Origin of the sequence: Protofrankia sp. Cj3, assembly GCF_917627355.1 — a bacterium.
In the GTDB taxonomy this organism is placed as follows: Bacteria; Actinomycetota; Actinomycetes; order Frankiales; family Frankiaceae; genus Protofrankia.
The window spans coordinates 28,865-48,092 of the sequence record NZ_CAKJTR010000013.1; the positions used below are offsets into that span (position 1 = coordinate 28,865).

General features: G+C 69.2%; 14 protein-coding genes. 9 read left to right on the forward strand and 5 right to left on the reverse strand.

Features of this window, described 5'->3' with window-relative positions:
• The 3 genes from MJ783_RS03205 to MJ783_RS03215 all read left to right on the forward strand — a co-directional run.
• Positions 1–1,806, forward strand: a 1,806-nt coding sequence (locus MJ783_RS03205) for a hypothetical protein (RefSeq protein ID WP_239308404.1), incomplete at its 5' end; no start/stop codon positions are given.
• 77 nt (positions 1,807–1,883) lie between these two features.
• On the forward strand, positions 1,884–4,859 hold the full coding sequence (locus MJ783_RS03210; protein WP_239308405.1) for a hypothetical protein: 2,976 nt from the start codon (positions 1,884–1,886) through the stop codon (positions 4,857–4,859).
• Positions 4,856–6,127, forward strand: a complete 1,272-nt coding sequence (locus MJ783_RS03215; protein WP_239308406.1) for a glycosyltransferase family 4 protein — start codon at positions 4,856–4,858, stop codon at positions 6,125–6,127. Before MJ783_RS03210 ends, MJ783_RS03215 begins: the two co-directional genes overlap by 4 nt.
• A gap of 132 nt (positions 6,128–6,259) precedes the next feature.
• Here MJ783_RS03215 and MJ783_RS03220 read toward each other — a convergent pair whose 3' ends face one another.
• Positions 6,260–7,222 (reverse strand): 4-hydroxy-3-methylbut-2-enyl diphosphate reductase, encoded by a 963-nt coding sequence (locus MJ783_RS03220; RefSeq protein WP_239308407.1) that lies wholly within the window; start codon positions 7,220–7,222, stop codon positions 6,260–6,262.
• Positions 7,223–7,350: 128 nt separating this feature from the next.
• Between MJ783_RS03220 and xseA the strand changes: the two genes are divergently transcribed.
• On the forward strand, positions 7,351–8,580 hold the full coding sequence (gene xseA, locus MJ783_RS03225; RefSeq protein WP_239308408.1) for an exodeoxyribonuclease VII large subunit: 1,230 nt from the start codon (positions 7,351–7,353) through the stop codon (positions 8,578–8,580).
• On the opposite strand, the gene add is transcribed toward xseA, so the two are convergent.
• Positions 8,577–9,659, reverse strand: a complete 1,083-nt coding sequence (gene add / locus MJ783_RS03230) for an adenosine deaminase (protein ID WP_239308409.1) — start codon at positions 9,657–9,659, stop codon at positions 8,577–8,579. The two genes, xseA and add, sit on opposite strands and share 4 nt — an antisense overlap.
• A gap of 276 nt (positions 9,660–9,935) precedes the next feature.
• Between add and MJ783_RS03235 the strand changes: the two genes are divergently transcribed.
• The gene (locus MJ783_RS03235; protein WP_239308410.1) at positions 9,936–10,802 is read left to right on the forward strand and encodes an aminotransferase class IV; all 867 of its coding nucleotides are present in this window, start codon (positions 9,936–9,938) and stop codon (positions 10,800–10,802) included.
• A gap of 109 nt (positions 10,803–10,911) precedes the next feature.
• On the opposite strand, the gene MJ783_RS03240 is transcribed toward MJ783_RS03235, so the two are convergent.
• Positions 10,912–12,147, reverse strand: coding sequence for a glycosyltransferase (locus tag MJ783_RS03240; protein ID WP_239308421.1), 1,236 nt, complete (start codon positions 12,145–12,147; stop codon positions 10,912–10,914).
• A 436-nt stretch (positions 12,148–12,583) separates the two neighbouring features.
• Here MJ783_RS03240 and MJ783_RS03245 point away from each other — a divergent pair, with 436 nt between their 5' ends.
• Positions 12,584–12,850: an exodeoxyribonuclease VII small subunit gene (locus MJ783_RS03245; RefSeq protein WP_239308411.1), complete on the forward strand. Its 267-nt coding sequence runs from the start codon at positions 12,584–12,586 to the stop codon at positions 12,848–12,850.
• Positions 12,851–13,053: 203 nt separating this feature from the next.
• Here MJ783_RS03245 and MJ783_RS03250 read toward each other — a convergent pair whose 3' ends face one another.
• Positions 13,054–13,629 (reverse strand): DUF4245 domain-containing protein, encoded by a 576-nt coding sequence (locus MJ783_RS03250; RefSeq protein ID WP_239308412.1) that lies wholly within the window; start codon positions 13,627–13,629, stop codon positions 13,054–13,056.
• Between the two features lie 455 nt (positions 13,630–14,084).
• Between MJ783_RS03250 and glpX the strand changes: the two genes are divergently transcribed.
• Both glpX and MJ783_RS03260 read left to right on the forward strand, forming a co-directional pair.
• The gene (gene glpX / locus MJ783_RS03255; protein WP_239308413.1) at positions 14,085–15,107 is read left to right on the forward strand and encodes a class II fructose-bisphosphatase; all 1,023 of its coding nucleotides are present in this window, start codon (positions 14,085–14,087) and stop codon (positions 15,105–15,107) included.
• 35 nt (positions 15,108–15,142) lie between these two features.
• Entirely contained in the window at positions 15,143–15,853 is a 711-nt protein-coding gene (locus MJ783_RS03260) for a sterol desaturase family protein (RefSeq protein WP_239308414.1), read from the forward strand.
• Here MJ783_RS03260 and MJ783_RS03265 read toward each other — a convergent pair.
• Positions 15,843–16,697 carry a family 16 glycosylhydrolase gene (locus tag MJ783_RS03265; RefSeq protein WP_239308415.1) on the reverse strand — a complete coding sequence of 285 codons (855 nt, stop codon included), beginning with the start codon at positions 16,695–16,697 and terminating at the stop codon, positions 15,843–15,845. The two genes, MJ783_RS03260 and MJ783_RS03265, sit on opposite strands and share 11 nt — an antisense overlap.
• 1,407 nt (positions 16,698–18,104) lie before the next feature.
• Here MJ783_RS03265 and MJ783_RS03270 point away from each other — a divergent pair.
• Positions 18,105–19,228 (forward strand): lyase family protein (locus MJ783_RS03270; RefSeq protein WP_239308416.1); only part of this gene is annotated, 1,124 nt, incomplete at its 3' end.

Below are 19,228 nucleotides of genomic sequence, written 5' to 3' on the forward strand. Positions count from 1 at the left end.
ATGACCGCCAGCCCGCCGATCCATCGGTTGAGCTGGCTGGCGGTCCCGCCGGCAACGGCAGCGGCCGCCCAGGCCTCGGCAGCGGTGCGTGCGCTGGGCAGGCTCGCACCGACCACGGCGGTGGGCATTGCCGGCGTCCTCCTATGGGCCACGTCACTGGGCGACATCCGGGTGGACTCCCTCGGTGACTACGGGCTGCCACCAGCTCTGCCTGTGCGCTGGTACGCCGGACTCGCCCTGGTGGTCGTCGGGTACGCGACCGCGCTCTGCCAGCGGCGGCCGAGCCCGTGGCTGCTCGCCGGTTTCCTCACGGCAACCGTGGTCATCCTCTACGGGACGGTGCCACTGTGCACGGACGTTCCGCACTACCCCTGGGTGTACAAACACATCGGCGTCGTCCGGTACATCGATGTGCACGGCAGTATCGACCCCGGGATCGACATCTACCATCGGTGGCCGGGATTCTTTGCGGTTGCCGCGCTGTTCGGCCAGCTCGCCGGACAGCGGAATCCGGTGACGTACGCGGCCTGGGCCGAGGTTTTCTTTCCGCTTGTCCAGGCAGGAATAGTCGCCGCGACCGCACGGACGCTGACCGGTCGTGCCCGTACCGCCGCCACGGCCGCCTTCCTCTTCGTCATCACCAACTGGGTGGGACAAAGCTATTTCGCGCCGCAGGCATTCGGGCTCACGATGGGGCTCGGTCTGTATCTGGTCGCGCTGCGGTTCCTGACCGGGCCGCGATCATCACACCTGGCCGGGACGCCCCCGGGCCCGGCACGGCGGGCAGCTATAACGATCATATGTGTGCTGCAGGCGGCGGTGGTCGTCAGTCACCAGCTCACCCCCTATCTGCTCGTCGCCGGGATGGGCGCGCTGAGCGCCGCGGGATACGTCCGGCCGCGGTGGCTCACCGCTGTACTGGCCGGGCTCACGCTGGCCTGGCTGGTGCCGAACCTCGGCTACGTCCAGCACACCTTCGGCCTGCTTTCCGGGACGAACCCGGTGGCCAACGCGACGAACGCGCACGTTCACGAGTTCTCCCCGCTGCCCGGGAAAATCTTCAACGCGCGCGCCGGGTACGCGCTGACGGTCTCCGTGGGGCTGCTGGCCGTCATCGGCGCCTGGCGCGATCTGCGCCGGGGTAACCGCGTGGCCGGGATCCCGCTGCTGCTCGCGGTGGTTCCCGTCGGGATCGTGTTCGCTCAGAACTACGGCGGCGAGGCGTCGCTTCGGGTCGTCCTGTTCGCCCTGCCGTTCGCGGCTGTTCTCGGCGCCCTCGCCCTGGAGCCCACCGGCGGCGTGTGGCGCCTGCGCCAGGCGCCGCGGGTCAGCGCCGTCACCGGCGCTCTGGTCGCCATGTTCCTGCCCGCGTTCACCGGACAGGAAGAAATCAACATCATGACTCCGGACACCGTCCGGGCCGCCGACTACTTCGACGCCCACGCCGAAGCCGGGTCGGTGCTTCTTCTCGCCGGCCCCGACTTCCCGCTCAGGTACGGCCCCAGGTACCCGGAATTTCGGGGTCCGAGCAGTGACGACGACCCCAACCTGCTGCACACGGCCGGGTTCCGCCACCGCCAGCTGGGCGCGGCTGACCTCGATGGCGTCGTCGCGGTGCTGCGGCAGTACTCCACGCACGGTTATCTCGCGTTCACAACCTCGCAGGAGGTCTACGCCGAGGTCTTCGGGCTCGCCCCACCGGGAGCGCTGGGCTCCCTGGAGCAGGCGGTCGCGCGTTCGCCACGCTTCCAGGCCTTCTTCACCAGCCCGACTGCCCGCATCTACTCCTACCGGGCAGGCCGATGATGACCGCCGGCGTGCCGGGGCACTCCGGACGCCACCCATACCCCTACCATGATCAGCGACAGCGAGGCCGGCACAGGATGACTCGCGGGAACGCTCGCCCGGCGGATCCGGCGCCGGGAACACGGCCTGCGCAAGCCACTGCCCGGCGCGGCGTCCTCTACCGCAACGGGCTGGCCCTAGTCGTCAACAGTGGAGTGTCCTCCCTGTTGGGAAGCGCGTACTGGATTCTCGCCGCGCGCACCGCCACCCCGGCCACGGTCGGCGCGGCCACCGCCCTGGTCGCGGCGCTCACCGCGCTGTCAACGCTTGCCCAGTTCAGCTTCGGCGGCGCGTTCGCGACGTTCCTCCCAGGCGCCGGGGCATCCGCCCGGCGCCTGGTACTGATCGGATACGGCGTGGCGACCGGTGCGAGCCTGCTGCTGGGCACGGTGTTCGTACTGGTGATCCCCAGGATGAGTCCAGCGCTCGCGGTGCTGGGACGTCCCAGCGCCGCGATCGGCTTCACGCTGGCGGTCGTGCTCTGGTCGATCTTCTCCTTACAGGACAGCGTGTTGACAGGCCTGCGCGCCGCGCTCTGGGTGCCGATCGAAAACGTCGCCTACAGCGCCACCAAGCTGGCGGTGCTCGCGGCGCTGGCCGCGGGCGGGCAGAGCGGCGCACTCAGTCTCTTCGGCTCATGGGCGCTGCCGCCGGTGGTGTTCATCGCGGCTGTCTCCTGGCTGCTGTGGACGCGGCTGCTGCCGCCGTCCCGCCCCACGGGGGGCAGGGCGGCAGGCGAAACGCTGGGCGGGACTACCGAGATGTTTCGCTTCCTGTCCGGTGACGCCGTGGGAATGCTCTTCGCCCAGGTCGCGACGACCTTCCTGCCGGTACTCGTCGTGGTCAGGATGGGCTCGACGGCCGGCGGCGCGTTCGGCATCGCCTGGATGCTGACGGTATCGGTCGATCTGATCACCATCGGGATGGGGATCTCGCTGACGGTCGAGGGTGCCCAGCCCGGTGCCAACGTCGACGCCCTGCACACGGCCGTCCTGCGCCGGGTTCTCCCGGTCGTCGCGGCGGTCGGTGCCGCCGGCATCGCCGCGGCTCCAGCGATCCTGAAAATCTTCGGGACGACCTACGCCGAGCAGGCCACCACCCTGCTGCGTCTGCTGCTGCTCGGCGGTATGGCCCGCGCGGTGACGGTACTGGCCGTCTGTGCGGCGCGGGCACGGCGGCAGGCCGGCCGGATCGTCGTCCTGCAGGCCATCCCCGCGATGATCATAACCGTAGGTGTCTGGCAGTTCGCCCAGCCGCTTGGGCTGCCCGGTGTCGGTCTCGCCTGGGTTGCGGGGCAGAGCGTCACGGCGATGATCGCCATCATGCTCAGCCGCCCCGCGCTGAGAGTGCGTCTGAACAGTGGCCACAACACCAGCAATCACAACGGCGGTGGCCATAACGACGGTGGCCACAACGACGGTGGCCACAACAGCGACGTCGCTGTGCCCGCGTCCGTAACAGCGGAATCCATAACGACGGAAAAGAGAGGAGCTTTCATGCGTATGGCCGGTCGTGACCGTGCCTGGATAGGCCGGCGGCACATCATGCTCGCCGGCCCGGCCGACATGCCGGACGTGGCCGCGGTCAGGGTGGCCGCGGAACAACTGTTCACCATGAAACCCGGCCACCGGCTGTTCCGTACGCTCGACCCGAGCTCGACACGGTGGCGGCCGACCCCGACCGCCGAGATACGCCGGCACTGCGTGACGATGATTGTCCCGATGGACGATCCCGACCCGGACGACCTCACCGGCCATATCGAACGCCTCTACGCATCCGCTGTGCCGACCCTGCCGTTCCAGCTCTATGTCGGACGCCGGTACGCGGCATTGTCGATAGCCCACTGTCTCGGCGACGGCTGGTTGAGTACGAACGCCTTCCCCGACCTGCTGCGCGCCGGCCTCGACGGCGACCCACCGGTAGCGCTGACCAGGGACGAGACGGTGCTGCCGCTGCTACGCGCACTCATCCACTTCTGCGGTCGTGATCCGCGCCGCCTGCTGGCGATGCTGCGCGGTCCGCGGCCGAGCGGACCACCGGCGGCACCGCCGCGGTCCAGGCGCGCAGCCGGTGGCCCACCGCCCGCATCCACCGCGCGGGCACCGGCCGCAACATCCACAACCACGACATCCACAGCCGCAACATCCACGGCCGCTCCGAGCCGGCCGGCTGCGCCGGCGCTGGCGGTTGTCGCACGGCACAGCCCCGTGTCGACGCTGGCGGATATCCGGGAGTGGCGCGATGCCCACGCCCCCGGCTCGACCAGCGCCGCCGTCATGTTCGCCGCGGCCCGGGTCGCGTTCGACCGCTGCGGGCTGGGCACACCCGCCAGCGCGGGCCTGTTCACACTGGTTGACAACCGGCGTTTCCTGCCGGCCGACGCAAACGTCGCGGGCAACTTCGCGGTGGGTCTGCGCATGTTCCCGGTCGATCCGGTCGATCCGGTCGCCATCAGCCGGGCACTGCGCGAAACGGTTGCCTCTGGCCGGCCGCTGGCCACGCTGTGTCTCATTGCCGCCCGCGGCTACCGACGGCGGCTGCCGTCGGCAGCACCACCGCGGGCCGGCGTCCATCCACCGCCGCACCCGTGCCTGGTGCTCAACCATCTGGGCCGGGTGCCGCGCTTCGAACGGCTTGGCTGGGTCGATGGTCCGCCGGGCACGGATCCCGGTACGGACACGCCTCAGCTGTACTCGGCGTCCACACCCGGAGACAACGACGTCATCTCTGTGAAGTTCGTCGAGCTGCGCGGCGCGCTGTCGATCACCGCGGCCTTCCATCCGGCCAGCTTCTCCCGGGCCGCCGTGGCCGCCGCGATCGGCCTGCTGTGCACTGACCCGCTCGATCTGCTGACCTCCCCGGGGCCGGCCGGCACAGACACATCGCCGGAACCGGGGCCAGCGCCCACGTCGGAGCCCACGTCGGAGCCCACGTCAGAGCCCACGTCAGAGCCCACGTCAGAGCCCACGTCAGAGGCGGTGCCGGGGCCGGCGGCGTCAGGAGCGGACCGGTGAGCACGCCCACGGCCGTGACGGACACATCGGCAAGGATGCCGCGGGAACCAGCCCGCTGCCGGTTGTTGGTTGTCGAGCAGGGCGAGGGACTATGGGGCGCACAGCGCTATCTGCTGCGGCTCGCGCCGCTGCTCCGCGACCGTGGGGTCGAACAGATCCTCGCGGCGCCCGCCGGCAGCGCCACGGCCGAGGCATGGCGGGCGGCCGGGCTGTTGCACGTCATGCTGCCCGCACCCGACGATCGCGGGATACGCGCGCCGGATGGCCAGCTCAGCCCCGTCGGCGCGGTCCGGGAGTTCGGACGGACCGCCATGCTCGCCCGACGCACGGCGGCACTCGTCCGCCTCCTTGACGTGGACGCAGTACACGCGAACAGCCACTGGTCGCATCTGCAGTGCGTGCTGGCGGGCCGGCTGACGAACCGGCCGGTCGTCCTGCACCTGCATGAGGAGAACGAACCGGATCTGATCGGCCGGCTGCGGGGGCTGGCGGTGCGCGGCGCGCAGGCGTCGGTGGCGGTCAGCGACGCGGTGGCGGCGTCATTGCCACCCGCGGCAGCCCGCCGTACCCAGGTGATCCGCAACGGGGTCGACACGGACGCGCTGCGGCCGGGACCCGCCGATCCCGCGGTACGCGCCCAGCTGGCGGCCGATCCGTCCGCACCCGTGGTACTGGCGCTGTCCCGGCTCGACCCACGCAAGGGCGTGGACAACGTGATCCGGGCGGTGGCCTCACTGCCCGGACAGTTCGCGCGTGCACAGCTCGCCGTCGCGGGCGCGCCGAGCCTCGATCCGGCACACGCGAGGACGCTACGCGAGCTCGGCGCCAGCCTGCTGGGCGTGCGGATACGCTTCCTCGGCCCACGCACGGATATAGCCGGTCTGCTGCGGGCATGCGACGCGCTGGTGCTCGCGTCCAGTCTGGAAGGCCTGCCGCTGAGCGTTCTGGAAGCGCAGGCATGCGGAACACCGGTGGTCGCATTCCCGACAGCCGGCATCCCAGAGATCGTCACGGACGGTGTGACCGGGCTGCTCGCCCGCGCGGGGGATGTCGACGATCTCACCCGCCGGCTGACCGACCTGCTCGGTAATCCGGGCTATGCCGAGCGGATTTCCATAGCCGCCCGGGCGAACGTGCTCGCTCGGCACACCCTCACCCAGCAGGCTGACAGCCAGGCGGAACTGCTGCGTTCCCTCATGGTGGCTCAGCGGCCCGGCGGCCCAGCCCGACGATCCCGGGTAGCGGTGGCCACCGCTACCCGGGCGTGACACCAGAAAACACCCAGGTGTGACACCAGAAAAGCCAACCGGTGCGATGCGGTCGCGCATTGCACCGGTTGGATCGATCGCACCGTTGGATCGGATGTGCCGATCCAACGGTTCTCCTGGTCCGTCGGTCGGCTAGACCTTGGCCGCGCGCTCCCGGGCCCGGATTTCCCGGCGGAGCTCAGGGGGCAGCGCGAACAGCAGATGCTCCTCGGCCGAAGTCACCTGCTCGACATCGTCGAAACCGCGTTCGGCGAGCCAGGCGACCACCTCGGTGACCAGCTCCTCAGGAACCGAAGCCCCGCTGGTCACACCAATGGTCTCCACCCCGTCGAGCCAGGCCGGATCCACCTGGCTGGCGTCGTCCACCAGGTAGGCGGCAGGCACCCCGTGGTCAAGGGCGACCTCGACCAGGCGTACGGAGTTCGACGAGTTCGGCGACCCGACCACGAGGATCAGCTCGACCTGGCCGGCGATCTCCTTGACCGCGACCTGGCGGTTCTGGGTGGCATAACAGATGTCGGCACTCGGCGGCCCCTGTAGCAGCGGGAACCGCTCACGCAACGCGTGCACCGTGGTCTCGGTCTCGTCGACCGACAGCGTGGTCTGTGAAAGATAGGCAACTCTGGACTCGTCGCGGACCTTGACGGCCGCCGCATCCTCCACGCCGTCGACCAGGTGGATGCGGTCGGGCGCCTGGCCCGTGGTACCGACAACCTCCTCGTGGCCTTCATGGCCGATGAGGAGGATGTCGAAGTCCTCCTTGGCGAATCTGCGTGCCTCGCCGTGCACCTTCGTCACGAGCGGGCACGTGGCGTCGATCGTTCGCAGTTCCCGGGACCTCGCCTCCTCATGGACGGACGGTGCGACACCGTGGGCAGAAAACACCACGGTCGCCCCGGCAGGAACCTCGTCCGTCTCGTCCACAAAGATCGCGCCTTTTGCCTCCAGCGTCTTGACGACGTGGGCATTGTGCACGATCTGCTTGCGTACGTAGACGGGAGCGCCGTACAGCTCCAGCGTCTTCTCGACCGTCAGCACCGCTCGGTCAACACCAGCGCAGTACCCGCGCGGATTGGCCAACAGGATCCGCCCCATGCCCGGAAGTGTACGCGGCCCAGCAGCGGCCGGAGGAGCGAACGATAACCGTCACACGCCGGCAACCTGCCAGGACACCCGAAGCGATTTGTGCATGGATCGACGGTTCACGTCGTTACGGTGGCTCGATGGCACTCACCTCCTCACCGGAGCAGCCGCTGCCGGTCCGCACGATTTCCCGCGCGATCGGGGACTGGGTCAACCGGCTTGGGCGGGTCTGGGTGGAAGGGCAGCTCACCGAGATCGTCCGCCGCCCCGGGCTCGCCACCGTCTTCCTCACGCTGCGCGATCCCGTCGCCGACGTGTCGCTGCGGCTCACCTGCCCGCGGGCCGTCTGTGAGGCGATCGGAGCCGGGCTCGTCGATGGCGCCAGAGTGGTGGTCTGGGGCAAGCCGTCCTTCCACCCCACGCGGGGAACGCTGGCGCTCGCTGTCGTGGAGATCCGCCCACTCGGTGCGGGCGCCCTGCTCGCGCGCCTCGAGCAGCTGCGCGGCGTGCTCGCGGCGGAGGGCCTGTTCGCCGCTGCCCGCAAACGCCGGCTCCCGTTCCTCCCGCAGGCGGTCGGGCTGATCACCGGACGGGCGAGCGCGGCCGAGCGGGACGTGGTCGAGAACGCCCGCCGTCGTTGGCCCGCCGTGCGCATCGTGACCCGGGAAGTGGCGGTCCAGGGGCCGCTCGCCGTTGGACAGGTCATCGACGCGCTGCGTGACCTCGACCGTATCCCCGGCGTGGACGTCATCGTCATCGCCCGGGGCGGTGGGTCGATGGAGGACCTGCTGCCCTTCTCCGACGAGGCGTTGATACGGGCCGTAGCCGCGGCGGGCACCCCGGTGGTATCCGCCATCGGCCACGAGCAGGACGCGCCCCTGCTCGACTTCGTCGCCGACGTCCGCGCGTCCACTCCGACGGACGCGGCGAAACGGATCGTGCCGGACGTGGCCGAACAACACGCCCTGGTCACCGCGTTGCGCGACCGGTCCAGGCGGATCGTCGAACAGCGGCTGAAGCACGAGGAACGCGGACTGGCCGATCTACGCGGCCGTCCCGTGCTGGCCGCGCCCGGCCGCGAACTTGACCGCCAGAGCGAGTCCGTCAACGAGCTACGGTCCCGCGGGCTACGTTGCGTGATGCAGATCCTCGCCGGGGCCGAGCGCGAGCTGGCCCACACATCCGCCCAGCTGCGCGCACTGTCACCGGCCGCGACTTTGGATCGCGGATACGCCCTGGTGCGCCGGACCGCCGACGGCTCCATCGTGCGCGACCCGGCGGGGGTGGACACAGGTGACGAGCTGGCCATCCGGGTTGCCGGTGGCTCCTTCCCCGCGACCGCCGGCGCCCGCGATCCCCAGAGTGTCTAAAGGCTGAGGCCCTCGACGACTCCGGCGAGGTCCGCGCGGATGGCGGCCTTGAGCGCGGTGGGAGCGAACGAGTGGTCGACGGCGGCCACCGCAAGATCAACTACCTGGCGCCGGGTCAGGCCCAGACCGCGCAGCGCATGCAGGTACTCATCGCGCAGTGTGGTGCCGAACATCGGCGGGTCGTCACTGTTGAGGCTGACCGGCAGACCCATTTTGATCATTGTGGACAACGGGTGCCCCGAATAGTCCGCGACGACCCCGGTACGGAGGTTCGATGTCGGGCACACCTCCAGCGGGACGTGCTGTGCCCGCAGGTGGTCGACCAGTACCGGGTCGTCGATGGCGCGGATGCCGTGACCGATGCGTTCGGCGTGCAGATACTCGAGGGAGTCCCAGATCGTGCGCGGCCCAGTGGTCTCGCCGGCATGCGGTACGCGGTGCAGCCCGGCGTCCCGCGCGGCGGTGAACACGTCCGCGAACTGCGACCGGGGCACACCGGCCTCGGACCCGCCCAGCCCGAGCGCGATCACCGACCCACGGTGGCTCAACGCGAACTCGATCGTCGCCTCGGCCGCGGGGCGCAGATCCATCCCGGGCAGGCCTGGGATGTCGGTGACCCACCGCAGCTGGATACCGGTCGCCTCCTCGGCCTCCCGACGGCCCTGCTCGACCCCGTCGAAGACCTCGGCCGCGTCGATACCACGCTGGATGTGCAGGAACGGCGTGAAGGTGATCTCAGCGTACCGGACCCCCTGCGCGGCGAGCCCCAGCGCGGTCTCACGGGCCAGCAGCGCGAAGTCCTCGCCGTCCCGCAGCACGCGGACAGCAGCCAGGTAGACGTCGATGAAATGGTCGAAGTCGCGGAACTCGTAGAACTTCGCCACGCCGTCAGAATCGGTTGGCAGATCGTCGATGCCGTGGCGACGAGCGAGGGTGAGCAGAGTCCGCGGGTGCATCGACCCCTCCAGGTGGACGTGCAGCTCCACCTTGGGCAACGCGTCGACGAACCCCTCGTCGCTGGCCTCGTCGCTGGCCTCGTCACCGCCCGGCCGCCGCCCCGCCACGGCCTCGGAGCTCATGACGCGGTACCAAACCCCGCGTTACCAAACCCCGCATCGCCCGACCCCGGGTCTGCCTGTTCTGTCTGTCGCATGTCCTGAACGATTACGGACATCCGCTTCTCGGTCAAGAACAGATCGCACCGACGGTGACGAGTCAGCCGCGACCTGCTCACCCGGGGCCGAGCGACGTTTCCGCACCGGCGGCGGCCTTTCGTGTTATCGCGGCGGCACGTTGACAGCGCACCCGGCTGTCCGCCAGGGTCGACTCGCGGCCCAGCAAGCGGGATAGTACGGATGATTACGCCTGATGATATCCAAACGTCGGCAACCGCGCGGATGCGGTGGGTCGGCTCCGGTGCCGGTGCCGACTGCGCGCCGGGGGGCTTCGCGCTGGTCAATGACCCGTCCAGGCCGCTGGTGGTGGACTCGTGGCTGATGGATGACGGCCGGGTACGAGCATGGCCGGCGCACCTCGCGCGATTCAGCTCGGCGTGCGCCCGGATGACCGGCCTGCCGGCCGCGCGGTGCGTCGCGTTCATGGTGGCGTCCGTCCGCCAGCTCCCCGCGACGGGCCGCTGGTTCCCGCGCGTCGAACTAGTCATGATCGATGATCGGCCCAGGCTGCAGCTCTGGCCGCGACCCGCCCCCGCCCGCGGCGAAGCGGTGCGGCTCTGGATCTCGCCCACGGCGGATCAGCGTGTCCAGCCCACGGTGAAAGGGGCGGATCTGGGCTATCTCGCGGAACTCCGTCAGGCGGCTGTTCGGGCCGGTGCCGACGAAACGCTGCTCCTCTCCGCCGACGGCCGGGTCCGGGAAGGCACCACAACCAGCGTCCTCTGGTGGCGTGGCAAGACCCTCTGCCTGCCACCGGACACGCCCCACCTCCTCCCGGGAGTCACCTGCGCCGCCATCCTCGGCCTCGCCGCCACCCGTGGTGTCCGTGTCCAGGAAGAGGAGAGCAGGCCGCGGGATCTGGCTGGTCTTGAGGTATGGGCGGTCAATGCCCTGCACGGGATCCGTCCCGTACGAGGCTGGGTCGGCGCGTCGATCGATGCCGGGCCGTCCCGCCGGGAACGCCGGTGGAACACCCTTCTGCGCGATCAGGCGATTCCGCCGAGCGAGTGCGGGACCGCTGCCGAGGCTCCCGTCAACAGGCGATGACCAGCGCCGGCCGCTCCACCAGGATGCCACCAGCCCGATCCCCCGCAACGCGGCTGTGAGCAGCGGACGTCGGCGGACATCGGTCCACGGCATCCGCTGCTCACCCGCGTCAGGTGCCGGGGACCCGGTTGCCGTTCACCGCCGGGTAGGTCCGTCCCTTCCACGCCGCTCCCCGGCCGCGCCAGTGCGCGCGTGCCGAGTCCAGCGTCATCAGTACATACAGGATGGCCACCACAGGCAGAAGCACCGCGTTACGAGCCGACTGGAGATAGTAGCGGATCATGGGGATGTACGTGGCGGTCATCACCGCCCACGCGCCGAGGCCCGCGGCCGCGCTCACGATGGCGGCGGTGCCGCCAGCCCCGGCCGCCAACCCGGCCAGCCCCACCACAGCCGCCAACGGTGGCGCCACGTAGGTCAGCGCGAGGCCCGCGACACTGCCGATGAGCAGTACGGGCGAGTGCCGGAGCTGGGTGTAGGCGCTGCGGGCGACCATCGACCACAGGTCCGCCAGCTGTGGGCACGGCCGGACGCCACGGACGCCGTCCGTGGCCGGGTCGGCGAGTCCCACCCAGATCCGCCCACCGCTGCGTTTGATCGTCCTGGCCAACGAGCAGTCGTCGATGACCGCGCGGGCGATCGAGGCGAGCCCACCGGCATGTTCCAGCGCGCCGCGGCGCAGCAGGATGGCGTGGCCGGCGGCGCCCGCGGTCCGCGTGGCCGGCCTGTTGGTCCGGCGGAACGGGTAAAGCTGCGCGAAGAAGTACACGAACGCGGGGATGAGGAGCCGTTCCCAGCGGGACCGCGCGCGCAGGAACGCCATCAGTGACGTGAGATCAAGCCCGCGGGTGGTGGCATGGTGGACGAGCCGGGCCACCGACTCGGGACCATGAGCGATGTCGGCGTCGGTGAACAGAAGCCATTCGGATTCCGGCGACGAGGCGCGGACGCCCTGCTCCATGGCCCACACCTTGCCCACCCAACCGGCCGGGCGCCCTCCGCCGGTGAGCACCCTCAGCGGGACATGAGCGCCGGCCGACCGGCCGAGCGTCCGGGCTATCTCCCCGGTACCGTCCTCGCTGGCGTCGTCGACAAGGACGACCTGGAGCGGGCCCGGATAGTTCTGACTGAGCAGGGATGGAAGAGTATAGGGGATTATGTCCGCTTCATTGCGGGCAGGAATGATCACAGTCACAGCGGGCCAACCGCCGTTCGGCTCGGCCGCGCCATCCGCTTGGGGGCTGTAGGGATCAAGCCGGGTATCGGTGCGCCAGAACATTCCGTGGCCGCCTGCGAGCACCAGCCAGACGATCAGGGAGCAGACCGCGCACGCCGCCAACATCATCACGATGATCAGCGTCGCAAATCGCGGGACCGATCGCGGGAACCTGGCGAGTGGTGTGTCCAGCCACTCTCCACCGACGACAGTATCGCCAGCGCCGGTGCCAGAGTCCGCGGTCAGGTGATCACACGGTCACGTGTCACGCCCGCGACCACCGGTGGCCCGCCGGCCATGGGACCGTACAGCCACGGCTGACCGCTGTTGGTCATGATTTATCGCGGCTGGCCCGTGCCCAGGCGTCTGGTGGAGCTGGGCCGGTCATCGCGTCGGGGAAGGCACGAGTTCCCGCTCCACGCGCTCGGACACGGCGCGTACCCCGTCGATCCCGGAACGCGGGGAAGGCCGCCCCGGTTCGCCCTGCTGCCGGTCCGCCGGTAAGAACGGTCGGTAACGTCGGTCCGCCCGGTCAACGTCCCCGGTCAATGCCCAGGAGGTATCGGTGTCAGGTTCACAGGACGCGCCACCGGCGCACGAGGCTTCCCCGACGTACGAACGGGCGCGGGCAGAGCTGGAGGAGGTCGTCCACCGGCTGGAGGCCGGCGGCATCACCCTGGAGGAGTCGCTCACGCTGTGGGAACGCGGTGAGGCGCTGACAAGGACGTGCCAGGCCTTCCTCGACGGCGCCCGCGCCCGCCTCGACACGGCCCGGCACACAACCGCACCGGCCAGCGGCGGCCAGTCCGAAGACGCGCAGGCGGACGCCTGACAGCGGCCGCCGTTACCCCGCGGAGCACGCCACCGTGGACGGGTTGGAGCGACCGGTAAAGCGACCGGCAATAGGACTGTCCGGCTCGCGGCGCCCGGTCGGTGCCTCGCGATCCATCCGCCCAGGCGCCGCTCCCTGATCGAACGCCCTATTGCCGGCGCCGGCCGGTCCGCCGACGCCATCAAGATCATTATATCGGCATGTCATGACAGCCGCTGAGGCCCGTCGCTGGGAACACGCAGGGAGGCGGCCAGCGTCCCCAGGTCGGTGAGAGAAGCGCCGCTCCGCCCACCGCCGTCGGAGACGATCAGAATGACGTCACCCACCTGACGGGTCAGCGCCAGGTGGCCGGCATCATCCCGCCGCTCCTGCCACGGCGCCCCCGCCAGGTCAACGGTCCCCGTCACCGGCCGGTCCGCCAGGACCCGTTTGACGGCGTCCCTCGCATTGCCCTGATTGAGCTGTGCGTACGTACGGTTACCCGGACGGTCAACGACGTAACCGATGCGCAGCTCGATCACGTCCGCGCGGGACGCGCCAGGCGGCGCTTGCGTCCGGATCGACGTGGCCTTCCAGTAGCCGGGCAGGCCCGTCGGTTCCGCGACGCCGAACGGTGCCACCCGCGCGAAGGCGGCCAGCGGGGCGGCTGTGTCCACAGCGACCACCGAGTCCGCGTCACCCCTCGGCATGAACAGGGTGAACAGCGCCACACCGGCCATCACCACGCCAAGGGACAGCAGCATGTCCCGGATCGTCTCCTGACCGCGTCTTCGTGCCACCCGTCCATCCTGACGTCCCGCCGCGGGCCCGGCCCGACAGGGCGGTCGATCCGCGCGGCAACGCGTGCCAAATCATTACAAAACCGTGATTTGGGAAACGACATGAGCCAGGTAAGGCGAAAGGGCCGATCAAGCCAGCCGCAAAAAACAACAGAAGGCAAATAAACACATAAGAGCGCCCGGCACGCCCCCTCCGCGCGCCGGGCGCTCTCCTCCCGTAAACAGTTCGACGCACAGCGGGCTGCCAGCGTTGCACCAGGAAGAAGCACAATTCTGTCCACCATCCGACACCCACACCCGGTGTCCGGTACCCGATGAACGCACGACAGTTCCAACCGTCCCGAAAACACCCGAAAAACACCGAAACACCGCATATACGAAAATTCCGGACGCTTCGGCGTGGCGGCCACGGCGCTGGCGGGCGGCTGGACGCGCGTGCAACTACCCTCGGATGCGTGGCAGCAGACAGCACTCTTCCTGATCCTCTCGTCGTCCAGGGGCAGGCCCCCGACCGCAACCTGGCCCTCGAGCTCGTCCGGGTTACCGAGGCGGCCGCGCTCGCCGCCGCCCGATGGGTCGGGCGCGGTGACAAGAACGGCGCGGACCAAGCCGCCGTCGATGCCATGCGGCGGCTCGTCGGCACCGTGTCGATGCGCGGGATCGTCGTCATCGGCGAGGGCGAGAAGGACGAAGCCCCGATGCTCTTCAATGGGGAGGACGTTGGCTCGGGCGAAGGCCCCGAATGCGACGTCGCCGTCGACCCGGTGGACGGCACCACCCTCACCGCCAAGGGAATGAACAATGCGATCGCGGTGATGGCCGTCTCCGAGCGTGGATCCATGTACGACGCGAGTGCCTGCTTCTATATGGAAAAGCTGGTCACAGGCCCCGAAGCCGCCGGCATGGTGGACATCACCGCGCCGGTTGAGGAGAACATCCGTGCCGTCGCCAAAGCCAAGGGCGTGCATCCGCGGGATGTGACCGTTATCGTCCTGGAACGCCCACGCCATGCCGAGCTGATCGAACAGATCCGCGCCGCCGGTGCCCGGGTGAAGCTCATCTCCGACGGGGACGTGGCCGGCGCGGTGATGGCCGCGTCCGCCGACACCGGCGCCGACCTGTTGCTGGGCATTGGCGGCACCCCCGAAGGGATCATTGCCGCATGCGCGGTGGCCTGTATCGGCGGCGTCATCCAGGGACGGCTCTGGCCGCGAGATCCCGACGAACAGCGGAAGGTCTTCGATGCCGGTCATGACCCCAAACGTGTCCTCACCACCCGTGAACTCGTGGACAGCGACAACGTCTTCTTCGTCGCCACCGGCATCACAGACGGCGAGCTGCTGGCCGGGGTCCGGTACCGGCCGGGTGGGGCGAACACGTCGTCCCTGGTCATGCGGTCACGCAGTGGGACGGTCCGCCGGGTCGACAGCCAGCACCAGCTGACCAAGCTCCAGGCCTACTCCACGGTGCCGTTCTGAGCGGGGCGAGGACCCTGCGCGGGCTGGCTACGCCGTTGCCGATCCGGGCGGTCACCGGCACGGCCCGCGTGGTCAACGCGGCGGTCGTTCGCCTGGACAGGCCTGGTCCCCATGGGCGCGCCACCGAGGTCGCCACCCTGCCCGCCGCCGCCCGGCGCTTTGTCCGCCATCCCCGCCCACCGGTGCTGCTGGGCACCGTCGGGAGCCTCGTGGCCGTACGCCTCGCCCGCGGCCGATTCGGGCGAGGCGACGCCCTGATCGCGGTGTCGATGATGGCCGCGCAGCCGTTCGTGGAATGGGCGGTGCATCGGGAGATCCTGCATGCCGAGCCGATCAGCCCGATCGGCCGTGTCTTCTACCAGGCCGCCGGCTGGGGGCACGAGCAGCATCACCGTGACCCGACGAATATGGACACGATGTTCGTACGCCCCCAGGAGGTCCTTGCCGGCGGCACGGCCGCCCTCGCCGCAGCCGTTCACGGATCGCCTCAGGCGGCCACCGCGGCGCTGTGCGCGGCCATGGGCCTGCTCGTCTACGACTGGACCCATTTCCTCATCCACAGCGGCTATCAGCCTCGGAGCCGGATGTACCGACGCCTCTGGCGCAACCATCGCCTGCACCACTTCCGCAACGAGCGTTACTGGCTGGGCGTCACATCCAGGATCGGCGACATCGTGCTGGGAACCAACCCGCCCCGCGACATGGTCCCGATCTCGGCCACCGCGACACACGCGCCTACCCGGTGAGCCGCGGCGGAGCCGTCCATATCCGTACCTGATCGACATACATGGTGACTGTCGCCGGCGTCCGGCTGTTCCGGCACGGGATCGCGCCGGTGCAGCCCTTGTCCAGCTGTAGCGCCAGGTGCATCGCCGACGTCGACGGGATCGGGTTGACCGCGCCCGGAATGGCTGGCGTGGTCACTGTCCACTCTGGCACGCCGTTGAGATAGAAGGTGATCGATCGGGGCAGCCACTCGACCGCGATGGTTTGCCACTGAGTGTAATCACCGGGCAGATAGTGCCACTCAACATGGTTGCGTGGACCGTTGTGGACGAAGCTCGACGCGCCCTGGCGGTTGCCGTTAATTGCCTCCAGCAGGTCGATCTCACCGTCGGTGGGCCAGTTGCCCGACGCCGGCCACAGCAGTATCACCCCCGAGTAGCCATCGCCGCGCTCCACCCGGACGCGGGCCTCCCAACGGCCGTACCGCAGGTTCATCTTGTTCGCGATCCCAGCGCCCAGATCCCGGCCAGCGCTGTCGAAGCCCCCGGTGAGGCGCAGTGCGCCACCCGCGACCGTGGCCCGAGCCACCGATCTGGGGAAAGGTTCCGCGTTCGGCTTGTCGTAGACCCACCAGTTTGTGGGGTCAACGTCCTTGCCGTCGAACCGCTCGACGAACAGCGGCGCGCCCCAGGCATCCGCCGAGGCAGAGCGCGAACCGTCACCAACCGTCGGCCCGCGGCCCGTCGGCGCGCTGCTCGCCGGGCCGCTAGCGAGCAGCGCGCCGTCCGTGCACGCCACGGCAGCGCTGGCGACTACCACCGAAACCGCGATCAGTGGCAGAAGAATGCGGAGTCTGGTGTGCATATGGCGACAACCCAACATCCGGGCGGGACAGCCCTGCGCCGACCCGCACAACCGGCTTTCCTGTCTCCACCGACACTAACACGGAGCGTAATTGATTCATCGCGTAGTACACACGTTTCGTGATGACGATAATCAACTCAAGATCGACGATCGCCATCCGGCCGCTGCGGCCCGCTGCCCGCCAGGCTGGCGCACAGCCGTTTTTGTGCTGCCCAGGAGGGTGCTTACCTGATCGAAATGGCGGGCGCGGGGCGTCGGGCGGGCGCTCCCACAGCTCTCGGGAGGGGCGCACGGCAGCAGGCATCAGGTCCGGTCGAACCTGTCATTCCGGGCACCCGCCAGCAACGCGTCCCACTCCGCTGGAATGCAGAAAAAGACCGGACTCGCGTTGCCCGGATTGGCGTCACGGACAGCCCGGCCACACCGGAAAAAGCCATTTCCCCGCTACTGGCCACAACCACGGAATACCCGGAAAGAAAGCAGTCCTCCCACCATGGGCAGACCTGGTCGACGATTTCTGTTCACCGCGACGAAAAGGTTACGGATACGGAGAAATCGTGCTGCTCCCGGCCGGCTGGGGGCCGCTCCACGGGGATGCCGACACAACCGGGGACGCCGACGCAACCGGGGACGCCGAGGCCATCGCCAGCCGCCCGGCAAGAGCCAGCCGCCTGGCCAGGGGCGGCCCTGTATCGACCGGCGCCCTGTCGACGGGCACCGTCGCTGCCGGCACATTCAGCGGAGCAAGGAGGGCAGTCGACGAACCGTCAGCCCTGGCGGAATCGCCATGTCCACAGGAACTGGTGGTAAATACCACGGTCAAAGCCGCGGAACAAGCCAGCAAACAACGGAGCCTGGAACGCACGACCGCCGCCATCCCACCTGTTCGGGCGGCCGACTCCAGTCGTTACCGCACTCTGTTCCCCGCCGCACCATTTCTTGCGCCGACGCCAACGCTAGCAGCAGCTGACAGCGAAGCCGGGGAGAGTTACACGACGTCCGGAAGGACAGCTGCCGGACAGGTGTTCCGGAACCCGTATCGGCTATCCGAAAAAGTATGATCGAACCGTTTTGGCCAGGGACTGGACGGCAAGAATCGATAGATAATTTGGCCGAAATATGACCGGTCAATGATTCTCACGTGACACGTCCGGTCACGAGCCGGTCAGCCTGGGCAGTCATGATCAATTTTATTGTGATCAATGTCGCATATCCACGGACGCAGCCGTCGCCACCCAAGCTCCCGTACGCCGCGACCCGCCGCGCCGCCGGGCGACAGGCTGCCGGGCAACAGGCCGCGGCTCCAGCCCGTCCAGCCGATCTTCGATCACGCGGCCCGGCCAGGCCCTAACCTCCAGAACGGAAGGCAGCCGTCAAACAGGTAACGACCGGTTGGAGCGGGAACACATGAGCGAGCAGGAGTACCGCATTGAGCACGACTCCATGGGCGAGGTGCGGGTACCGGCCACAGCCAGGTGGCGGGCACAGACCCAGCGTGCGGTTGAGAACTTCCCCGTCTCGGGCCAGCGGGTCTCCCCTGCCCACATAGCCGCGCTCGCACAGATCAAGGCTGCCGCGGCCACCGCCAACGCGGCCCTCGGTGTCCTCGACACGGAGACCGCGGCGGCGATCTCCGCAGCGGCCGCGGAGGTCGCCGCCGGGCGCTGGGACGACCACTTCCCGATCGACGTGTTCCAGACCGGCAGCGGGACGTCATCCAACATGAACACCAACGAGGTGCTGGCGACGCTGGCCACCGAGCGGCTGGGCCGGCCGGTGCACCCCAACGACCACGTCAACGCCTCACAGTCGTCCAACGACGTGTTCCCCTCGTCGATCCACGTCGCCGCGACCCAGGCAATCGTCCGCGACCTCGTGCCCGCGCTCGACCATCTGGCCACATCATTGGAACGCAAGAGCATCGAGTTCGCCGAAGTCGTCAAGTCCGGACGCACCCACCTGATGGACGCGACACCGGTGACCCTCGGGCAGGAGTTCGGCGGGTACGCGGCCGCGGTCCGCTACGGCGTGGAGCGCCTGCACAGCGCGTTGCCGCGGATCGGCGAACTGCCGCTGGGCGGCACCGCCGTGGGCACCGGCATCAACACCCCGCCGGGCTTCGCCGCGGCGGTCATCAAGCAGCTGGTCGCATCCACCGGCCTGCCCCTGTCGGAGGCACGCAACCACTTCGAGGCCCAGGCCTCCCGGGATGCCTTGGTCGAGGCCTCCGGCGTACTACGGGTGATCGCGCTGTCCCTCTACAAGATTGCCAACGACCTGCGGTGGGCTTCGTCGGGCCCACGCGCGGGACTCGGGGAGATCCACCTGCCCGACCTCCAGCCGGGCTCCTCGATCATGCCCGGAAAAGTGAACCCGGTCATTCCCGAGGCGGTGTGCCAGGTTGTCGCGCAGGTCGTCGGCAACGACGCGGCCGTGGCCTTCGGTGGCTCCGCGGGCAACTTCGAGCTGAACGTGATGTTGCCCGTCATCGCGCGAAACCTGCTCGAGTCGATCCACATCCTGTCCACCAT

Excerpts from the sequence above, each read along its gene's own strand:
- MJ783_RS03220 (WP_239308407.1), bottom strand. The coding sequence starts at position 7,222 with ATGGGGCGGATCCTGTTGGCCAATCCGCGCGGGTACTGCGCTGGTGTT.
- MJ783_RS03265 (WP_239308415.1), bottom strand. The coding sequence starts at position 16,697 with ATGCACACCAGACTCCGCATTCTTCTGCCACTGATCGCGGTTTCGGTG.
- MJ783_RS03240 (WP_239308421.1), bottom strand. The coding sequence starts at position 12,147 with ATGATGTTGGCGGCGTGCGCGGTCTGCTCCCTGATCGTCTGGCTGGTG.
- MJ783_RS03210 (WP_239308405.1), top strand. The coding sequence starts at position 1,884 with ATGACTCGCGGGAACGCTCGCCCGGCGGATCCGGCGCCGGGAACACGG.
- add (WP_239308409.1), bottom strand. The coding sequence starts at position 9,659 with ATGAGCTCCGAGGCCGTGGCGGGGCGGCGGCCGGGCGGTGACGAGGCC.
- MJ783_RS03235 (WP_239308410.1), top strand. The coding sequence starts at position 9,936 with ATGATTACGCCTGATGATATCCAAACGTCGGCAACCGCGCGGATGCGG.
- xseA (WP_239308408.1), top strand. The coding sequence starts at position 7,351 with ATGGCACTCACCTCCTCACCGGAGCAGCCGCTGCCGGTCCGCACGATT.